General features: G+C 39.4%; 17 protein-coding genes. 3 read left to right on the forward strand and 14 right to left on the reverse strand.

Going from position 1 to position 15,874, the window contains the following annotated elements:
* Window positions 1–67 precede the first annotated feature (67 nt).
* Window positions 68–1,261, forward strand: coding sequence for an aminopeptidase C (locus ACFE6N_RS01760; protein ID WP_378933210.1), 1,194 nt, complete (start codon window positions 68–70; stop codon window positions 1,259–1,261).
* Between the two features lie 343 nt (window positions 1,262–1,604).
* Here the strand turns inward: ACFE6N_RS01760 and ACFE6N_RS01765 are convergent, their stop codons facing one another.
* The 10 genes from ACFE6N_RS01765 to ACFE6N_RS01810 form a co-directional block, all read right to left on the reverse strand.
* Window positions 1,605–2,516: an AEC family transporter gene (locus ACFE6N_RS01765; protein ID WP_378933212.1), complete on the reverse strand. Its 912-nt coding sequence runs from the start codon at window positions 2,514–2,516 to the stop codon at window positions 1,605–1,607.
* Window positions 2,517–2,585: 69 nt separating this feature from the next.
* Window positions 2,586–3,806: a DEAD/DEAH box helicase gene (locus ACFE6N_RS01770; RefSeq protein ID WP_145857957.1), complete on the reverse strand. Its 1,221-nt coding sequence runs from the start codon at window positions 3,804–3,806 to the stop codon at window positions 2,586–2,588.
* A 184-nt stretch (window positions 3,807–3,990) separates the two neighbouring features.
* A complete protein-coding gene (locus tag ACFE6N_RS01775) occupies window positions 3,991–4,443 on the reverse strand; it encodes an Hsp20/alpha crystallin family protein (RefSeq protein ID WP_378933215.1) in 453 nt (150 codons plus the stop codon).
* 53 nt (window positions 4,444–4,496) lie between these two features.
* Complete coding sequence (locus tag ACFE6N_RS01780) at window positions 4,497–4,886, reverse strand: hypothetical protein (protein WP_378933218.1); 390 nt, start codon at window positions 4,884–4,886, stop codon at window positions 4,497–4,499.
* 8 nt (window positions 4,887–4,894) lie between these two features.
* Window positions 4,895–5,122 carry a hypothetical protein gene (locus ACFE6N_RS01785; RefSeq protein WP_378933220.1) on the reverse strand — a complete coding sequence of 76 codons (228 nt, stop codon included), beginning with the start codon at window positions 5,120–5,122 and terminating at the stop codon, window positions 4,895–4,897.
* Window positions 5,123–5,127: 5 nt separating this feature from the next.
* Window positions 5,128–5,394 carry a hypothetical protein gene (locus tag ACFE6N_RS01790; protein WP_378933222.1) on the reverse strand — a complete coding sequence of 89 codons (267 nt, stop codon included), beginning with the start codon at window positions 5,392–5,394 and terminating at the stop codon, window positions 5,128–5,130.
* 470 nt (window positions 5,395–5,864) lie between these two features.
* Complete coding sequence (locus tag ACFE6N_RS01795; protein ID WP_378933224.1) at window positions 5,865–6,215, reverse strand: HMG-box domain-containing protein; 351 nt, start codon at window positions 6,213–6,215, stop codon at window positions 5,865–5,867.
* 10 nt (window positions 6,216–6,225) lie between these two features.
* On the reverse strand, window positions 6,226–6,777 hold the full coding sequence (locus ACFE6N_RS01800) for an RNA polymerase sigma factor (RefSeq protein ID WP_090983535.1): 552 nt from the start codon (window positions 6,775–6,777) through the stop codon (window positions 6,226–6,228).
* 405 nt (window positions 6,778–7,182) lie between these two features.
* Window positions 7,183–7,944 carry a DUF4197 domain-containing protein gene (locus ACFE6N_RS01805; RefSeq protein ID WP_378933227.1) on the reverse strand — a complete coding sequence of 254 codons (762 nt, stop codon included), beginning with the start codon at window positions 7,942–7,944 and terminating at the stop codon, window positions 7,183–7,185.
* Window positions 7,931–9,832 (reverse strand): von Willebrand factor type A domain-containing protein, encoded by a 1,902-nt coding sequence (locus tag ACFE6N_RS01810; RefSeq protein WP_378933230.1) that lies wholly within the window; start codon window positions 9,830–9,832, stop codon window positions 7,931–7,933. Before ACFE6N_RS01810 ends, ACFE6N_RS01805 begins: the two co-directional genes overlap by 14 nt.
* Window positions 9,833–9,934: 102 nt before the next feature.
* Here ACFE6N_RS01810 and ACFE6N_RS01815 point away from each other — a divergent pair, with 102 nt between their 5' ends.
* A complete protein-coding gene (locus tag ACFE6N_RS01815) occupies window positions 9,935–10,513 on the forward strand; it encodes an RNA polymerase sigma factor (protein ID WP_145857969.1) in 579 nt (192 codons plus the stop codon).
* Complete coding sequence (locus ACFE6N_RS01820) at window positions 10,506–11,810, forward strand: carboxypeptidase-like regulatory domain-containing protein (protein WP_378933233.1); 1,305 nt, start codon at window positions 10,506–10,508, stop codon at window positions 11,808–11,810. Before ACFE6N_RS01815 ends, ACFE6N_RS01820 begins: the two co-directional genes overlap by 8 nt.
* A gap of 415 nt (window positions 11,811–12,225) precedes the next feature.
* On the opposite strand, the gene ACFE6N_RS01825 is transcribed toward ACFE6N_RS01820, so the two are convergent.
* The 4 genes from ACFE6N_RS01825 to secG form a co-directional block, all read right to left on the reverse strand.
* The gene (locus ACFE6N_RS01825) at window positions 12,226–13,236 is read right to left on the reverse strand and encodes an anion permease (protein WP_378933236.1); all 1,011 of its coding nucleotides are present in this window, start codon (window positions 13,234–13,236) and stop codon (window positions 12,226–12,228) included.
* Window positions 13,237–13,248: 12 nt separating this feature from the next.
* Window positions 13,249–13,890 (reverse strand): DUF47 domain-containing protein, encoded by a 642-nt coding sequence (locus ACFE6N_RS01830; RefSeq protein ID WP_186462304.1) that lies wholly within the window; start codon window positions 13,888–13,890, stop codon window positions 13,249–13,251.
* Between the two features lie 226 nt (window positions 13,891–14,116).
* Window positions 14,117–15,142 carry a cell wall metabolism sensor histidine kinase WalK gene (locus ACFE6N_RS01835; protein ID WP_090983518.1) on the reverse strand — a complete coding sequence of 342 codons (1,026 nt, stop codon included), beginning with the start codon at window positions 15,140–15,142 and terminating at the stop codon, window positions 14,117–14,119.
* A 368-nt stretch (window positions 15,143–15,510) separates the two neighbouring features.
* On the reverse strand, window positions 15,511–15,873 hold the full coding sequence (secG, locus tag ACFE6N_RS01840) for a preprotein translocase subunit SecG (protein ID WP_090983516.1): 363 nt from the start codon (window positions 15,871–15,873) through the stop codon (window positions 15,511–15,513).
* Window position 15,874 lies beyond the last annotated feature (1 nt).

A 15,874-nucleotide genomic window follows, 5' to 3' on the forward strand; every position in this document is an offset into this window, starting at 1 on the left:
CAAAAACTCTTGGTACTAAATCGACAAGTATTTTTACATTCGCTCAATTATTAATTATTCATAAAAAATGATCAACTACACCAAAATCAGTGTGATTGGTTTGGCTTTGTCGTTATCTATATCGGCGACTTATGCGCAAGACAATCTCGTTAATTCGTTAAAAAACAACCAAAGTGAAAACAGTGCAGCTTCTTTTAAATTTATAGAAGTAATTAACCTGGCCAATACCCCGGTTCAAAATCAGGGGTCGTCAGGTACTTGCTGGAGCTATTCTACCAACTCTTTTTTAGAATCAGAAATGATCAAAGCCGGCAAGCAGCCTGTAACCCTATCTCCGCTTTTTTCGGCCCGTAATGCTTATGTAGAAAAAGGTAAAAATTACGTGCGCATGCATGGTGCGGTTTCATTAGGAGATGGTGGTGCTTTGCACGATGTAATCAACATGTACAGAAAATATGGTGCAGTTCCACAAGAGGTATACACCGGGTTAAACTATGGCACTAAAATCAATAAAACTGCAGAACTTGGCGATATTGAAAAAGGTGTTTTAGAAGCTGTTGTAAAAAATGCAAACGGCGAATTGACACCAAACTGGTTAAAAGCTTATACAGGGGTAATTGATGCTTATTTAGGCGCTGTACCAGAAAACTTTACTTATAATGGCAAAAAGTACACCCCAAAAACTTTCGCTCAGGAAGTGGTGGGCTTAAATCCAGATAACTATGTTGAACTTTCATCGTTCAATGACCATCCTTTTTATAGCAAATTTACCCTATTGGTTCCTGATAACTGGTCTTTCGATCAGGTTTATAATGTAAAAGTGGATGAGCTAACAGACATTATTGATAACGCTTTGAAAGGTGGTTATACAGTAGCCTGGGCTACAGATGTTAGCGAAAAAAACTTCAGCTGGAAAAATGGTGTAGCCTTTGTACCGCAAACGCCTTTCGCTGAAATGACTGCAAAACAAAAAGCAGAAATGTTTAATGGTCCGCAACCGGAGATGGAAATTACGCAGGAAAACCGTCAGCTTGCTTTCGATGACTATCAAACAACTGATGATCATGGTATGCACATTGTTGGTTTAGCTAAAGATCAGACCGGAAAAGAATATTATATCGTTAAAAACTCCTGGGGCGCCAGCAACGATTACAAAGGATATTTATACGTAACTAAAAACTATGTGAAATATAAAACAACAGCAATTTTATTAAACAAAGCAGGTATGCCATCTGCAATTGCCAAGAAATTAGCTTTGTAGTTAAACTTAAACTATTGGAGAAGCCGCTGGAGAAATCTTGCGGCTTTTTTATTTAGTTAAACCGCAAAGGGCGCGATGTTTTTCGCAAAGGGCGCAACTGACTAAGCATTGGGCACTTGGCGTCTTCCGCAAGGTCGTTTGGAGCAAAGCAATCTACCACCGGGTAGAGCTCTCCACTCCTCTGCGGTTCTGTCGAGACGATTTTTCTGTTGCATCGGCACCTCCAATATTCGGTGTTAATCTGTGTTTCCGTCGCAAATCTTCAACTTACCAGATAAACCAAATTAACTTCGCGTTCTCAGCGTATTTCTTTGCAAACTTTGCGGTTAAAAACCAGATAAATTTATACCAGCCCCGAATAAGTGAGTACCATCCACCATAAACCCGTGGTAATAAAGGAAAGCAATATGCCGATCCCCACTACTAAATTGGAAAGTTTTGGATTTAGGTTATACTGATCGGCGACCACCCCTGCGGTTAACAATGTTGGCATGGCCATCTCGAAAATAGTTATTCTGGTAATGGTGCCGCTCATTCCTAAAATTATCGCAACCAGCATCACCACCAAAGGGGCTAAAATCAGTTTATATAATAAAGCAAAACTAATATGCTTCCATTCACTAAACCAACCTCCAAACTTTAACTGTAAACCTATTGAAAATAAAGCCAGCGGGCCAACTGTAGCTGCTAGTTTTTCGAATAATGGATCTAATGAAGTAATATCTATGAAACCCGGCAGCGTTAGCGCCAGCAAACAGCCAATAAGCGGCGGAAAGGTTAATACCTTTTTCAATACCATTTTTGCACTTAATTCTTGATTTTGTGACGACCGGATGGCTACAATAATGCCGATGGTAGATAGCAGCGTAAAAGTAACCTGATCGCAGATAATGGCGATACCCAATTCCTTTTCACTAAAATAGGCCACAATTAAAGGGAAACCCACAAATGAAGTATTGCTTAAAGAACTGGTTAATTTTAAACCTCCGGAGCTTGCTTTGCGGATGTTCCGGATGTGGCTGTAAACGGTGATGAATAACCACCCGAATAGCCAGATACAAACCGGAGCCAAAGCTGGAAAAAGAAGGTCCTTAGTCCAGGCAATGTGTGGCAGGTATTTGAATGAAACTGCTGGCAGCGCAACGTAAATAATCCAGGCATTGATGCCTTTGTGTGCATCCTTGGGCAACGATTTACTTTTTCTGAAAAGAATGCCCGCCAAAATGCATAAACCGATAAGAATAAAATTTGCCATTTAATAGCGCAAAGATAATCTATAAAAGAAAAACGCCAATAAGAACAGTCTTATGGCGTTTTAGATACTTTAAACTGAGGGTTTCGGCTTTTTCTTTTTGTGCCAAACCTTTTTCTTTCCTTTATGCGGCGCCTTTTTTTCCTCTACATGTGTAATTTCCATAGCAGCTATACTTTCCGGCAGCGGCATACGCGGAACCGCTTTCTCAATTAATTTTTCGATATTATCAAACTTGCGCTTATCCCGTCCGTTAACCAACGTAATGGCTGTACCTTTTGTTGCCGCTCTTGCGGTACGACCTATACGGTGTACGTAATCTGCAGGATCTCCAGGAACATCATAATTGATCACCAGATCGATTCCCTCTACATCAATACCGCGCGACAATACATCCGTTCCGATCAAAATAGGCAATCTACGGTTTTTAAAGGCCAGGAGAATATCTTCGCGCTCTTTTTGCCCCAAATCGGAGTGAAAAGCTTCAGCCTTAATGCCTAAACCCTTAAAAGCCTTATACAATGCCTTTACCTTTTCTTTTGTGGAGGCGAAAATAATACTGCTCTTGTATTGGTCGCTTTTGAAAATTTCCGTTAATAAAGCCTGTTTTTGCTGATCATGAATGTTATAGGCTTGTTGGTCAATCCCTTCAGCAGGTTTAGCAATTGAAATGGTAATCTGTTTCGGTTCGTGCAATATCTTGCCTGCCATGGTCCTTATCTTCGGTGCCATTGTAGCGGAGAACAAAAGCGTTTGCCTTTTCTTGGGCAGATAGCTAATGATGCGGATAATATCATCGTAAAAGCCCATATCCAACATCCTATCTGCTTCATCCAAAATCAAATGCTGTAAATGTTCCAGTTTTAATACACCTGAAGATAGATGTGCCATTAACCTACCCGGGGTGGCAATAATAATATCTACACCTTCGCGCATCGAGCGTTTTTGCTGTTCGTAAGCAATACCATCTCCCCCACCGTAAACTGCCAATGAACTGATATTGGTAAAATAGGCCAAGGCTTCTACCTGTAAATCAATTTGTTGCGCAAGTTCTCTGGTTGGCGCCAAAATTAAGGTATTGTTGTGTCTAACAGCAGCTTTACTGATTTTATCCATTACGGGCAAGAGGTAGCTGGCCGTTTTTCCTGTACCCGTTTGCGCGCAGGCAATCAGATCATGGTGATCTAAAATCACCGGAATGGCCTGTTCTTGTATTGGAGTAGCGCTTTTATACCCCATGGCCATTAAGCCTTCGTATAAATCGGGGTTGAAATTAAAGTCGTTAAAATTCAATCTATTGTGTTTATGTCTTTTAGCAAAAGTACCTTAAAATACCGCCAATAACAAACCTACATTTAATTTCTGCTTTCTTAATTACAACCAGGCAAGATCTGGTAATTTCTTATCTCTGTTTCAGCAAACAAAATAGCCCCAACTGCGGTAAACAATCGGGGCCTGAAATTATAATAGACGAAACTTAGTCTACCAGAATATCTTTCTCTGGTGTATTCGTTTCGGGGTTTTTAGGTAGGGTAACCTTTAAAATTCCATCAGTGTAACTGGCCGAGATATTTTCGACCAAAACTTTTCCGTTTAAGCTGAAAGCCCTTTCGAAAGTGCCGTTGCTATATTCTCTACGACTATACTTTTTACTGGAATCAGCATCTTCTTTAGGTTGGTAAGAAATGGTCAATATGTCATCCTTGGTTACTACCTTTAAGTTTTCTTTTACCAAAGCAGGCGCAAAAAGCTCAATAATAAAGCTACTTTCGGTTTCTTCTATATTGGCAGGCACCTTTCTAAAGCCCTGATCAAACATGCTATGTTTGTGATGACCAAATGGACCACCAAAGTGTCCGCTAAACCTGCCAGCTCCCCGGCCAAAACGGCCATGCATCTTGCCTGAATGGCATCTATGTTCGTTGTACATTTTATTTATTTTAATTGTTTATTATTCTGTTAATTCGTTGGCCTGAGCCAATATTAATGGTAGGCTATCTGTTCTGTTTTCGGGATATCCAACAACTGTGTAATGATATTTGCATAGGGATAAGAGGGTGAGAAAACGGCATAATCAAATTTCAAGCCCCTTAACTGAACCAAAATGTCATCAATAAATTTCATCGGTTCCAGCAATGCACTGATCAATCCTGATTTAGGTTTTTCTTCATTAAGAGCCCTGCCTGCCCGAAAAATATTCAACTCCTGATTATAAGCCTTAAAGTCTGCGCCGATTTGTTCTATAGGTTCCTTAAATTCATCTGAACTGAAGAAAGTGACTTGCTCTCCCTTAGTAATCATTTCATTTGCCATACCCAAAATCGGACTAACATCGGCTTGAGACGGATCGCTTAAAAAAAGTATTTTTGACATCAGCTTATCTAATCTAAATTGTTTATACTATCTGTCGGGACGATGGTATCGGCCATTGGCATGCGATGATAGCTGAAGCTACGCTTGCTGTGTTGCCCGTGATTACAATCCCCATGGTAATGCCTGTTTTTAAAATCTAACCGATCTCGGTATCCATATTGAACAGCCAGTGCATTTAAGCTGTAAAAAGTTCCTGCGGCAACAGCCAATGCCAGTAATATTCTAAATGTTCTCATGGCGGTTAATCATTTATGTTAATGTGGTTAACTATTCCGTTACCTTGTACATTTGGCCTGTACCACTGGTTATCGATTGGCACAATCGGACTGTAATGATTCTTGAAACCGTTATATCGGCTGTGGAAATAATGATGTCTTCTACTGGTAAATGTCCTGAACATTAAACCGATCAGCATAATGGCCAATATAAATTTAAACACAAATGGCGTGAAGAAAGCAACTGCTCCAATTACTATCCCGAATCCTATCGTTTTTAATATTTTTTTCATCTGTTGTATATGTTTTTATTTGTGTGAAGCTATCATGATTTTTCTGGTTATTTTGTTTTTTAAAAATCATGATGGTTTCATTTTATTATAATTATCAAACATTATAACCAATTCGCGTTAAGCGATTTGACATACAAATACTGTTGTTTTGGTTAATTATTTAGGAAGACGGAGCAGCTTTGTTTTTACTTTAAATTATTTTGATTTTTTTATTAGGTAGTTTGTCATATGGAATGCGATGAAGGATCTTTTTAGCAGATTAACTCGTTGGTCGGAAAGACACCAACAAATAGAAAAAAGCCGTCATTGCGAGGCACGAAGCAATCTTAATGCACTGGCAAATACCGATGGTTTTAGGATTGCTTCGTCGTTCCTCCTCGCAATGACGACCATTCTTATGAGATCTGTTAATACCTTCCATAACGATAATAAAACAAAAAGCCCCGAATTTATTTTTCGAGGCTTTCAAACTATTCTTTATTGCGATGGTGGCCCCATCCGCCACATCTCCGCTTATACTCATCTTTAAATTTTGCCCGTTCCTCTTCGTTCATCGAATCCCATTTAGCACGCATCTTTTGCGCACGCTCACGGAAGCCGCCACCCCGGTGTCCCCCTTTATTAAAATTTCCGAACAGTATTCTGCAAAGCACAAGCAAACCGAGGGCCTGCCAATAATTCAATCGCCCCGTGTGGGCAACTTCCGGCAAAACCGAGTTCCACAAATACATAACTACATAGCCCAGAATAGCTGCAATAAGCACCACTACAGGGAAAAAGAACATGAATTTCTTACCACGATTAAAATTTCTATTCATCATGTCTGTAAATTTAATAGTTAATAAACTCCTGATATAAATTTTGTAAACGGTTACGCAGGTGTTTTACCGCATAACCTTTTCTTGATATTAATGTTTTGATGTTTTCGCCGCTTTCATCGGCCAGTTCCTGAAAAGTACGTTCCTCCAATTCATTCTGAACAAATACATAGCGCTGATTTTCAGGCAATTCTTGCAGAGCCAAAAACAATTGGTCCCAGAACAGCTTCTTTAAACTTTCTTCCTCCGGCGAGTAAGCCTCCGCCAGTAAAATTTCTTTAAAATTAATTTCGCCGTCTTCGCCTTCAAAGCTAAAGTCTTCTAACGATTCTTCCTTTTGCTTGCGGTATTTATCGGTAATCTTATTTCTCGCTACCCGATACAGCCAACCGCTAATCTGCTCAATGGCTCCAGCTTCTGGCTGATTGCTGAGTTGAAACCAAACATCCTGTAAAATATCTTCTGCATCCTCATCCGTATTCACCCGGCCGCGGATGAAACTAAACAAACGCTTACCATAATTGGCAACCGTTGAAATGATATTTTGAGGTTCGTTTGTTGGCACTAAATTTCGCTTGATAATCCAGTAAACGGATGAGACTCAATATTACTTTAAATTTTCTTTATTTTTTCAAGCGTGGTATCGGAGCTGCTTATACTTGAAAAGATTAAGATGTACATACGCACAAGGATTAGATTTATTGTTTTTTTGGAAATGAAAGGATGATGTTCTTGGCGGACTGCAGCCCCGCTTTTGGTACAAGTCCCGATGAAAAATCGGGAACTTTCCCCGCCAATCGGGTTTAGGCACAAAGTAGGTACGCGCTAGAACTATTAAAATCCAAAAAACCACCTGCCGTGGTCCGTATCCGTACGAAAAACCAAACTAATTTCTCGCCATGGTCCGTGTCCCCACGGACCACAGTCCCCCTTGATTGGTCTCCACATTAGGTTAAGGCCTATAAATAAACTAATTCTTTTTCCTGTCTGCGTATCCAAATACCTTTTGCAGCAGTGTGGTGCTTCTTGAACTCAGGTTACCTCTGATTTTCAACTCTTCCTTGGCTATTTCAATAAACAAGCCATCAATCGCTTTTTGCGTAACATATTCGGTTAAATTAGTATTAACCGGCTTTACTAAGGGCAAGCGATTGTATTGCGTTGTTAAATCACTATAATATTTAGTGGCATTTACTTTATTTAAGCTTGCCGCTACAATCGGGCTAAACTTCTGCATTAATTGAGTAGTGGTTACCCTTTTAAAATATTCGGTGGCTGCATCTTTGCTACCCAAAAGAATATTGGTTGCATCGGTTAAGGTCATCTGTTTAATGGCCGATATAAAAACAGGTTTTGCTTCGGTAGCGGCATCTTCAGCAGCACGGTTTAAACTTACAATCACATTATCACACAGTTTGTTCAAACCTATGCTACGCAATGTTCTTTCAACCTTTTGCGCTTCAGGGGGCATCAGTATTTTAACGGCCAGATTGCCTAAAAAGCCATCTTTAACCGAAAGTCTGTCTGCACCGGCAGAAACACCGATCTGTAGCGCTTCTTTAATTCCCTGTCCGATTTCGAAATTGGATGGAGTTCCGGTAGCAGCTGTTGTGGTACCTTGCTTCCCGGTAACCTTTTTAAATATATCGCTCAGTTTAATCTGTGCGCCAGCATTTAGGCTTGTTAATAATATTAATACCAGGGCTGCAGATACAACATTAATTTTTTTCATTCATGATGAGTTTATCTTTTATGCTTAGCAAATCTTTGGCCATTAATTTCGCAGATTTTACTATGCTTAAAAATTCTGAGCGATACCCCTCTTTGTCTTTACCTTTTGCTGTTTCTGCCAAAGCGATTACCTGCTCAAAACTAGCCTTTTGTTTGAATGCTGAACCTTTTAAAATCATACCAAATTCGGCAACTGCAGCAGCAAACCTGAAATTATCGCTTGTTGAATCAATGCCTGATGTATTGGTGGTTACTGCTTTCATCAATAACTTACTTCTACCCCCAGAAGGTTCTTTATAACGAAGTTTAATGGTAAGCAGTTCATTTGAGTTGCGGGTTTTTGACGGCGTTATTTTTTGATATTTCAAATCGTCTACACTTGTTGTAAAGCTGTCTTTAACTCCTTTCGGAATAATTTCGTAGAGTGCAGTAACACTATGGCCCGAGCCTATTTCGCCGGCGTCCTTTTCATCGTTATTAAAATCTTCTTTAGCAAGGAGCCTGTTTTCATATCCAATTAAACGGTAAGCCTGAACCTCAGCCGGATTAAATTCAATTTGCAATTTAACATCTTTGGCAACTGTAAATAAGGTTCCGCCAAACTCATTTACCAATACTTTTCGTGCTTCAGTTAAATTATCAATGTAGGCGTAATTACCGTTTCCTTTATCGGCAAGTATTTCCATTTTACTATCCTTATAGTTACCCATACCGTAACCCAAAACGGTTAAAAACACACCACTTTTTCTCTTGCTTTCAATCAGTTTTTCCATGTCCGAATCACTACTTGCCCCAACATTAAAGTCACCATCGGTAGCTAAAATTACCCGGTTGTTTCCCCCTTTAATAAAGTTTTCTGAAGCAATTTTATAGGCAAGTTCAATGCCTTGTCCACCGGCAGTAGAACCGCCAGCGCTTAATTTATCAAGGGCATCTTTAATCCTGATTTTTTCATTTCCATGTGTTGCAGGTAAAACCACGCCAGAATTTCCGGCATAAACCACAACTGCAACTTTATCTTTTTCTCTAAGCTGATCTGTTAGTAATTTGAATGAGGAAACCAATAAGGGCAGTTTATTAGCCGCATTCATCGAACCGGAAACATCAATCAGAAAAACTAAATTGGATGCCGGTAACTTTTCAGTCGCAACAGTTTTAGCCTGTAAACCAATTTGCACCAGTTTATGTGTGTTGTTCCAGGGCGCAGGGGCCATTTCGGTGATGATATGAACAGGATCTTTGCCTTTTGGTTGCTCATAGTCGTAATCAAAATAGTTGATCATTTCCTCAATCCTAACCGCATCCGTTTCGGGAAGGCTACCTCCGTTGATGAACCGCCTTACATTGCTATACGATGCCGCGTCAACATCAATTGAAAAGGTAGACAATGGGTCGTTTTTTGCTTTATGAAAGGTATTTTCAGCAATACCTTTATAACTTTCTTCGCTTCTGTACGCCATACCTTTTTGCCCATTCGAAACCATTATTCCCGCAACTCTTCCGGCTAAAGACCGATTGGAAAGCACAGCAACAGATGACGTCATCATACTTTTTGGTTGCATTCCATAACCAACAATCGCTACCTCATTTAAAGTAGTAGTATCTGCAACCATTATGATGTTTATCGTTTTGCGTTTTCCAATTTTTATGGTTTGGGGCTTATAACCAATATATAAAATCTTTAGCTCCGTATCTTTCTCGGTTACCTGGATGCTGTATCTGCCTTTCAGATCGGCGGTAACCACCCGTTTACTATAATTTGAAGTAATTGATGCCCCTGGTAAAACAGATGTTGCATCAGTAACTACACCGGTAATCGTTCGGCTATCAAACTGTTTGAAACTCATCAGCAAAAAAATTGCAATAAGAGAGAATAGAAGCTTTTTCATAGTCTTAATTTTTTAAGGATGATGTAGTTCTTCAGGGTTTTCCATATCGATACTCAGAAATATTTTTTATACTTGGAAGATAATTCGAAATAGCGACCATTTTTGAGGTTTATAAAAAACACAGCTGGAAATGCCCAGCACGACGATGCCAAATTAATTGCCGATTATAAAAATACGGGCAATTTGGACGCGTTGGGTACGCTTTACAATAAGTATATGCATTTGGTGTTCGGGGTTTGCCTAAACTACTTTAAAGATGAAGAGCAAAGCAAGGATGCGGTGATGCAGATTTTTGAAGAACTGGTAACAAAGTTAAAAGTACATGAAGTACAGAACTTTAAGAGCTGGCTTCATGTGTTAACGCGCAACCATTGTTTAATGGCTTTACGAAAATCGGCAAAGCAAAATAATGTTTCCATAGACGATACTTTTGTGGAAAATACTGATTTTGTGCATCTTGATATTGACAACACAAAAGAAACGCAGCTTACCATTATGGAAAAGTGTATGGAAACTTTGCCTGAAGAACAGCGAAAAAGTGTAGATTTATTTTATTTACAAGAGAAATGCTATAAAGAAGTAGCCGATATTACGGGTTACGATATGCTTAAAGTGAAGAGTTACATCCAAAATGGCAAGCGGAATTTAAAGATTTGTATAGAGAAAAACAGTAGTGAATAACGATTGGTTAGATATTGATGTACTGGAAGATTACCTGGATGGTAAACTTGATGCCAAGGCTATGCATTTTGTAGAAAAACAGGCACTGGACGATCCTTTTGTTGCAGAGGCGTTGGAAGGCCTAAAGCAATCGCCAAAACGCAAGCAAACGCTTTCTATTTTACAAAAACAACTGTATGATCGTGTATCAGAAAAACCTGTAAAGCGCAAGCTTTGGGGCATCACCACCCAAAGATTAAGTATCGCAGCAACCGCAACTGTAGCTTTTATTGTAGTAAGTATTTTATTCTTTATGCGCGAAACCAACCGCAGGAATGCAGAACTCGCTGCACATAAAAAAGAAGGGGTATTGGTTCACTTAGATAGTGCGACAAGTATTGCTGCTAACCAAACAAAAGCTAAAGCAGATACCGTTACCCGGACGGCTACTCAAAGCGCTTTGATTGATAAAGCAATTACAGCTTCAAAAACAGGCGATCTGGCAAAAAACACCAAAACTAATATTGTTTCGAAGACTGCAGCAGCACCAATTACCGAAGTAAAAGCGGCCAAAATCGCATCTGATAATAGTCGCACAAAAGCAATGAGCCGTGTAGGCCTTAACGATTACAAATCGGGCGGAGTGATGTTAAATGAGGTCGCGTTGGCAGCAGAACCGGCAATAGGCTCGAACAAAATTGCATTTAGTGGTAATGTGGTTAACCAAAGTGACGGACAGCCTGTTCAGGGAGCAGTGGTAAAGTTAGCCGGCTCTAAAAATGTAACGGCTACTGATGCCAAAGGCTATTTTTATTTACCTGCTGACAGCAATGCTAAAGATAAAGACTTACTGATTAATGCTATCGGCTTTAAGGAATTACCTGTAGCTGGTCTGCAAGATCCTAATGCGGTCCGAAATGCATTGAGTGGTGATAAATCATTGAATGAGATTGCGTTGATTACAGGTTCGAACGGACGTAAAAAAGAAAACATTGCCGCGCCAAAAATTACGTTGCGTGCAGAACAAAACCTGGATGGAAAATCGGCCGACGAGATTACGAAGCCCATTCCGGTTTCTACCGTTAACTACAACCAGTACTTAGTGCACAACAATAAACTTTATAATCCTAAAGGACCGGAGCAATTTGTGATTTTGAGTTTCAAAGTTAAAAGCAACGGAAGGCCAACCAACATCACGGTCATAAAATCGCTGAATAAAAAAGCTGATGCAGAAGCTAAACGGTTGATTCAGGAAGGTCCGGATTGGGTATTGCCTAAAAAAGGCACGGATTCGGTAGAGATCAGCGTTAAATTTTAGATTGCTCAATTACCCATTGCAATCAGCATCGTGCCTGGGTTATTTTAAATAATCCCCATATAGAACTTATTGTTACGATTAAAATTGAATATAAGATGTTCTCATTTAATCCATTGACTTTATCCTGAAGAATACATCCTAACTATCATTTGGAAGGAGGTTAACAACATGACTCTGCGAAGCAAATCTTTTAATGAATGATAAAAGCATGGTTAAAAGACCCTTTGCTGCACTCAGGGTGACATTCGAAATTGTTCATTAATTCTATCGCAGCTAAATAAGGAGAAACGCTGCTCTTATTCTCCTATTACCTTACGCCTTAAACTCTTTGCGAAAAACTTCGCGCACTTTGCGGTTAAACAAAAAAAGACCAAAGCTAATGCCCTGGTCTCTTATGATATTGATAATTTTGTTTTTATTTTAAGTAATAAATAACGGCATAGATAATGGCTGCCAATGTAGCCGAAACCGGAATGGTCAAAATCCAGGCCCAGATTAAGTTGATGGTTACCCCCCAACGTACTGCAGAAACACTTTTTACCACACCTACTCCTACAATTGACCCGGTAATGGTATGTGTAGTAGAGACTGGAATTGCAAAATGTTCGGTTATACCTAACGTAACTGCACCGGCTGCTTCAGCAGCTACACCTTCCAGTGCTGTTACCTTGGTAATTTTCGATCCCATCGTCTTCACGATTTTCCACCCACCGCTCATGGTACCTAACGATATTGCCGAATAACAGGCTACAGGAACCCATCCAGGCATCGATTCGAAATCAGGAATTACTTTAGAAGCAATTAAAGCGGTGGCAATAATACCCATAACTTTTTGCGCATCGTTACCGCCATGGAAAAAACTTAGTGCAGCAGAAGATAACAATTGCAGGCGTTTAAACCATTTCTCGGCCGTTGCCGGCTTTGCATAACGACAGATGTTGATAATGATCAGTGTTAATATCACAGAAATTATCATACCGATGATTGGTGCCAAAACAATAAATGATACAATTTTAATCACATATTGCATATTTACCGCATCAAGCGGGCTTGCACCTGTAAGTAAAGCATGTGTCATTCCGGCGCCCGCAAAACCACCAATTAGGGTATGCGATGAGCTGGAAGGGATACCGTACCACCAGGTTAATAGGTTCCACATAATTGCCGCCAGTAAACCTGCAAAGATTACATGTAGTGTAATGTAGTTTTCAATAACAGTTTTAGCAACTGTATTGGCCACTTTGTGGTCGGTAAAATAAAAATAAGCAGCGAAATTGAATAACGCAGCCCATAAAACAGCCTGGAAAGGCGTAAGTACTTTTGTAGAAACAATGGTTGCAATCGAGTTGGCGGCATCGTGAAAACCGTTAATATAATCGAAAGCAATAGCCAGAATTACAACAACAACCAATAAGGTAGTTACCATGTTTGTTTTTTATTAAGCGTTTTTAACCAAGATCGTTTCAAGCACATTCGCCACATCCTCACACTTATCTGTCGCTTTTTCGATCGTTTGTAAAACCTCTTTTTGTTTAATTAATTCAATCGCATTGGTTTCGTATTCGAATAAACGTGCCACGGCTAATGTAAAAACATAATCGGCCTGGTTTTCGCCACTGTTAATGCGGATACAGGCATCAGCAATTACACGAATGTTTTTAAAACTGCGCAACTCTTTAATGGCTTTATCAATATCGGTACACATTTCTACCAAAAGCTCGGCAATTTTAACAATCGGCTCATTAATGGCAATCATGTTATACATCTGCATGCGGTTTGCAGTACCATAAATATAGTCGGCAACATCATCTACGGCAGTAGCCAATGCATGAATATCTTCTCTATCAAATGGTGTAATAAAGTTCCTGCTCAGTTCAAGAAAAATGGAATGGGTAATATCATCACCTACATGCTCTAAGCGTTCAATTTCTTTAAAAATTGTTTTTCTGCTTTCCGCATCACCCGTGCTAACCATTTCTAAAAGGGTTTCAGCAATTTTTAATGCATTGCTACCAGCTTGTTCGAAAAGCGGATGAAACTTTTTGTCTTGAGGTGTAAAGAACTTAAAAATATTGTTCATGTTAATTTTTAATATGTTGCAAAGCTACAAGCTCAATGTTAAGTTAATGTTAATTTATTAATTATATTAACGAATTACAACATTGTTTCTGCCGAGGTAGCTTGTTTGTGTAGCTTTTAACTCGCTGATCATGAATAATTAAACAACATTTAAGCCATCAGCGGGCTATTACATGCGCATTTTGCCCCTATATCATGAGTTTGTCGAAATAAAAAGGATGTTAAATCTACCCGCCTTTTTGTAATGTAAAAGCAAAGGTAGTTCCAATACCTGGTGTACTTCTCACCGAAATGGTTTGCTGGTGCGCTTCTAAAATATGTTTTACGATAGCCAGCCCTAAACCGGTACCGCCAACTTCTCTCGCCCGGTGGGTATCAATGCGGTAAAAACGTTCAAACAGGCGCGAGAGGTGTTTTTCTTCTATACCAATACCATTATCGGTTACTTCGATCAAAACCTGGTCATGCAGCTCGAAAATTTTAATGGCGGTTTCACCTCCATCAATACCATATTTAATGCTATTGACCATTAAGTTAATCAATACCTGCCTGATCTTCTCGCGATCAGCAGAAACCGGTGTGATGGCAGTATACTTTTCTTTAAAAAACAGTTTAATTTTTTTTGCTTTGGCGCGGTCTTCAAGGTTTTCCATTACCTCTTTCGCCAGTTGTACAAAATCGAATTTTTGGAAGTTAATTGGCGACTCTCCCGTTTCCAGCTTTGAAATAACATCCAGATCATTAATCAGATAACTCAATCTTTCTACATTGTTCTCTGCTTTCTTCAGAAATAGAACGGCCTGATCGGGATCATCTACAAGGCAATCCTGTAAAGTTTCGATATAACCTTGAATAGCAAAAAGCGGGGTTTTAAACTCATGCGAAACATTTGAAAGAAACTCTCTTCTAAACTGCTCCTGTTTTTTTAATAAATCGATTTCTTTTTTCTTTGCGCCTGCCCATTCCTTTACTTCCTGCTCTACATCATTAATCGGATCGGAGCTCACATACTCACCAAGTGCATCTTTTAAATCTTTGCCCAGTTTAAGGTTATGGATCAGTTTGTAGATGAGTTTAATTTTGGTGTAGATGTATTTCTCCAGCAGATAATAAAAAACCAAAAAACTACACAAAAACGATACGCCAAAAGAAATGGCCATATAATACAGGCTATGCTGAAAGTAAAAATTAACCATTCCTATAGAAAGGCCTACAGCAAGCGCAGTAAATAAAACCAGCACACTTAATTTCATGCGGCAATTTAAAGCTTTTTATGTTAAATGTGTGTTAAGAGGCAGAGGCTATTCATTCATTTTACGGAATTCTAAAAACACAATAGGCTGTACCATATGTTGTAACTCCATTAGAACTTGTTACTTCGAGCTTGCCGAAACGCTTTTGCAAGACATTTAAACAGTACCTTCGACAGGCTATCATGGACAGACTTCCTAAAAAAGTCGTCATTGCGGATAGGTTTACCCCCATTATGCTAATGTCATTTATATTTTTATACAATAACTTATTCCTCTGGACGAAAATCTATATCTATGACACAGCATCATTAAAATGCAAAAAGCTTTCCCTTTTGAGGAAAGCTTTGTAAAATATGGATAAGTATTACCTATTTCTTAGTCGAGTCGGTTTTAGCCGGAGTTGAAGTTGCCGGTTGAGTGCTGTTTAAATTGCCACCGATTGGAGAAGGTGATGGTGTTTTATCTAAACGCTCCTGAATAGCTGAGTTTCCTACGGCAGCACTGCCACCGCTGGTTTTGGCAATTGTAGTAACGGCCAGGGTTAACACCACAATCAGGGTTAACAGTACCCACGATCCTTTTTCCAAAACATCGCCAGTACGTTGTACACCAAACATGTTACTGGTGCCACCGCCTGTAGCTAAACCGCCACCTTTAGGATTTTGTACCAAAACAAATAAGCCTAAGGCTACACACGCAATAATTAATAAAATGATTAAAAAGGTTACCATG

It is taken from the genome of Pedobacter sp. BG31 (assembly GCF_042464845.1).
In the GTDB taxonomy this organism is placed as follows: domain Bacteria; phylum Bacteroidota; class Bacteroidia; order Sphingobacteriales; family Sphingobacteriaceae; genus Pedobacter; species Pedobacter suwonensis.

What these genes read in the sequence shown, in the direction of transcription:
- ACFE6N_RS01780 (WP_378933218.1), bottom strand. Translation starts at nt 4,886, where the DNA reads ATGTCAAAAATACTTTTTTTAAGCGATCCGTCTCAAGCCGATGTTAGT.
- ACFE6N_RS01765 (WP_378933212.1), bottom strand. Translation starts at nt 2,516, where the DNA reads ATGGCAAATTTTATTCTTATCGGTTTATGCATTTTGGCGGGCATTCTT.
- ACFE6N_RS01790 (WP_378933222.1), bottom strand. Translation starts at nt 5,394, where the DNA reads ATGAAAAAAATATTAAAAACGATAGGATTCGGGATAGTAATTGGAGCA.
- ACFE6N_RS01825 (WP_378933236.1), bottom strand. Translation starts at nt 13,236, where the DNA reads ATGGTAACTACCTTATTGGTTGTTGTTGTAATTCTGGCTATTGCTTTC.
- ACFE6N_RS01795 (WP_378933224.1), bottom strand. Translation starts at nt 6,215, where the DNA reads ATGATGAATAGAAATTTTAATCGTGGTAAGAAATTCATGTTCTTTTTC.
- ACFE6N_RS01830 (WP_186462304.1), bottom strand. Translation starts at nt 13,890, where the DNA reads ATGAACAATATTTTTAAGTTCTTTACACCTCAAGACAAAAAGTTTCAT.
- ACFE6N_RS01805 (WP_378933227.1), bottom strand. Translation starts at nt 7,944, where the DNA reads ATGAAAAAAATTAATGTTGTATCTGCAGCCCTGGTATTAATATTATTA.
- ACFE6N_RS01810 (WP_378933230.1), bottom strand. Translation starts at nt 9,832, where the DNA reads ATGAAAAAGCTTCTATTCTCTCTTATTGCAATTTTTTTGCTGATGAGT.
- secG (WP_090983516.1), bottom strand. Translation starts at nt 15,873, where the DNA reads ATGGTAACCTTTTTAATCATTTTATTAATTATTGCGTGTGTAGCCTTA.
- ACFE6N_RS01775 (WP_378933215.1), bottom strand. Translation starts at nt 4,443, where the DNA reads ATGTACAACGAACATAGATGCCATTCAGGCAAGATGCATGGCCGTTTT.
- ACFE6N_RS01835 (WP_090983518.1), bottom strand. Translation starts at nt 15,142, where the DNA reads ATGAAATTAAGTGTGCTGGTTTTATTTACTGCGCTTGCTGTAGGCCTT.
- ACFE6N_RS01785 (WP_378933220.1), bottom strand. Translation starts at nt 5,122, where the DNA reads ATGAGAACATTTAGAATATTACTGGCATTGGCTGTTGCCGCAGGAACT.
- ACFE6N_RS01760 (WP_378933210.1), top strand. Translation starts at nt 68, where the DNA reads ATGATCAACTACACCAAAATCAGTGTGATTGGTTTGGCTTTGTCGTTA.